2 protein-coding genes are annotated in these 2,720 nt (G+C 69.6%); one reads left to right on the top strand and one right to left on the bottom strand.

Translation table 11 applies throughout. From position 1 onward, the window contains the following. Nucleotides 1-1,418: glutamine--fructose-6-phosphate transaminase (isomerizing) (glmS, locus tag VJN29_RS07395; RefSeq protein ID WP_324142981.1), on the bottom strand; the 1,418-nt coding region annotated here is incomplete at its 3' end. Nucleotides 1,419-1,532: 114 nt separating this feature from the next. Here glmS and coaA point away from each other — a divergent pair. Continuing rightward, on the top strand, nucleotides 1,533-2,498 hold the full coding sequence (gene coaA / locus VJN29_RS07390) for a type I pantothenate kinase (protein WP_324142980.1): 966 nt from the start codon (nucleotides 1,533-1,535) through the stop codon (nucleotides 2,496-2,498). Nucleotides 2,499-2,720: the final 222 nt, after the last annotated feature.

Raw genomic sequence — 2,720 nt, 5'->3', positions numbered from 1 at the left:
GAGCGCGTGTCGGCCATGAAGTTCGCCATCTCGACGACCCGGTCCATCCTGCCGAGCAGGTCCTCGATCTTGGCGGGGATCCCCTGCAGCTCGGCCATGACGGACTTCGCGTCGTCGGCGTAGGTCTCACCCCGCAGCTGGGCGAGGTAGAGGCCGAGGATGTAGCAGGCGGTGATCTGCGCGAGGAACGCCTTGGTCGACGCGACGGCGATCTCCGGACCGGCGTGGGTGTAGAGGACGGCGTCGGACTCGCGGGGGATCGTCGACCCGTGCGTGTTGCACACCGACAACGTCATCGCGCCCAGCTCGCTGGCGTGCTTGACCGCCATGAGGGTGTCCATCGTCTCGCCGGACTGGCTGATCGACACGACCAGCGTGGTGCCGTCGACGATGGGGTCGCAGTAACGGAACTCGTGAGCCAGGCTCACCTCGACCGGGATCCGGGTCCAGTGCTCCACCGCGTACTTCGCCACCATCCCGGCGTAGGCGGCGGTGCCACAGGCGACGATGATGATGCGGTCCACCCCGCGCAGCTGCTCCTCGCTGATGCGTACCTCGTCGAGGACCAGCCGGCCCGACTCGTCGGTGCGTCCGAGGAGGGTGTCGGCGACCGCGTGGGGCTGCTCGTGGATCTCCTTCTCCATGAAGGTCGGGTAGCCGCCCTTCTCGGCCGCGGCTGCGTCCCACGTGACCTCGTAGGCCTTGCCCTCTGCGGGGGCGCCGTCGAAGCCGATGACCTCGTGGCGGTCCGGGGTGATCGTCACGATCTGGTCCTGACCGAGCTCGATCGCCTGGCGGGTGTGCCCGATGAACGCCGCGACGTCGCTGCCGAGGTAGTTCTCGCCGTCTCCGAGCCCCACGACGAGCGGGCTGTTGCGGCGGGCTCCGACGACGGTTCCCGGGCTGTCGGCGTGCACCGCCAGGAGGGTGAAGGCGCCCTCCAGCCGGTTCACGACCACCTGCATCGCCTTGGTGAGGTCCCCGAGCCGGTCGTACTCGCGCCCGAGGAGCTTCGCGGCGACCTCCGTGTCGGTCTCCGACCGGAACTCGACGCCCTCCTCCACCAGCTCCTTCTTGAGCACGTGGAAGTTCTCGATGATGCCGTTGTGGATGAGCGCCAGACGGTCACCCTCGCCGCCGCGGTGCGGGTGCGCGTTGCCGTCCGTCGGGCCGCCGTGCGTCGCCCACCGGGTGTGCCCGATCGCCGTGCGGGAGGTCGCGAGCGGGCGCGCGGCCAGAGCGGCGCGCAGGTTCTCGAGCTTGCCCGACCTCTTCTCTGCGTCGATGCCGTCCTCGGTCACGAGGGCCACGCCGGCCGAGTCGTAGCCCCGGTACTCGAGGCGGGTGAGCCCCTCCATCACGACCTCCAGGGCCGTGTCGTCCATGGTCCGACCGACGTAGCCGACGATTCCGCACATGGCGGCCAGCCTAGACCGTGGGGCGAAGGCCACCGGTACGCCGAGGGGTCGCCTAGGCAGCCGACGACCCGCGGGGGCCGCGCCCCAGGAGTGCGCCGTGCGGCATACGGAACAATGACGCGCGTGAGCGCCACGCAGGAGCGAAGCACCTTGCCGACGCCCTACGTCGACCTCGACCGGCGGGCGTGGGCGCGCCTGCGGGAGAACCACCCGATGAGCCTAGAGCAGGACGACCTCACGAGACTCCGTGGGCTCGGCGAGCTCCTCGACCTGCGCGAGGTCGAGGAGGTCTACCTGCCGCTGTCGCGTCTGCTGCACTTCTACGTCGAGGCCACCCACGGGCTGCGCTTGGCGACGAGCGAGTTCCTCGGAGAGAGGCCGACCCGGGTGCCGTTCGTCGTGGGCGTCGCCGGGTCGGTGGCGGTGGGGAAGTCGACGACGGCGCGGATCCTCAAGGAGCTCATGAGCCGGTGGCCGCACACCCCCAGGGTCGCGCTCGTCACGACCGACGGGTTCCTCCACTCGAACGCCGAGCTGCAGCGGCGAGGGCTGTTGGAGCGCAAGGGGTTCCCGGAGTCCTACGACCGTCGAGCCCTGTTGCGCTTCATCGCGGACGTCAAGTCGGGGGTGCCCGTCGTCGAGGCACCGCTCTACTCACACCTCACCTACGACGTGCTCCCCGGGACGGTGCGGGTGCCACGGCCGGACGTCCTCATCGTGGAGGGGCTCAACGTGCTGCAGCCGCCGGCCGTGCGTCCCGACGGCTCGAGCACCGGTGCGATCTCGGACTACTTCGACTTCTCGGTCTACGTCGACGCCCCGGTCGAGGAGATCCGGACGTGGTACGTCGAGCGCTTCCTCCGGCTGCGGGAGACGGCCTTCGCCGACCCGCAGTCGTACTTCCACCGGTATGCCGGCCTCACCGACGACCAGGCCAGGGCGACGGCGACGGCGATCTGGGAGCGCATCAACGAGCCGAACCTCGTCGAGAACGTCCTGCCCACTCGCGCGAGGGCGACCCTCGTCCTCACCAAGGGAGCGGACCACGCGGTGACCCGGATCCGGCTCCGGAAGATCTGACGAGGGAGCCGCAGCAACGCGGGCAGTGAGGGATCGTTGTCGCGGCGACGAGCTGGCTGAGCGGTCCGGATCGGCTCAGTACCAGTGCGGGTAGCGGCTGTTCCACATGTCGAGGGCGTTGCAGGGGCTGCCGTAGGACTTCTTGATGTAGTCCAGCCCCCAGCGGATCTGCGTCACCGGGTTGGTGCGCCAGTCGCTGCCCATCGTCGCCATCTTGTCAGC

Source organism: Intrasporangium sp., from assembly GCF_035280925.1.
GTDB lineage: Bacteria > Actinomycetota > Actinomycetes > Actinomycetales > Dermatophilaceae > Intrasporangium.
This window is presented reverse-complemented; position numbering and strand designations above follow the sequence as displayed.

What these genes read in the sequence shown, in the direction of transcription:
- coaA (WP_324142980.1), top strand. Translation starts at nt 1,533, where the DNA reads ATGACGCGCGTGAGCGCCACGCAGGAGCGAAGCACCTTGCCGACGCCC.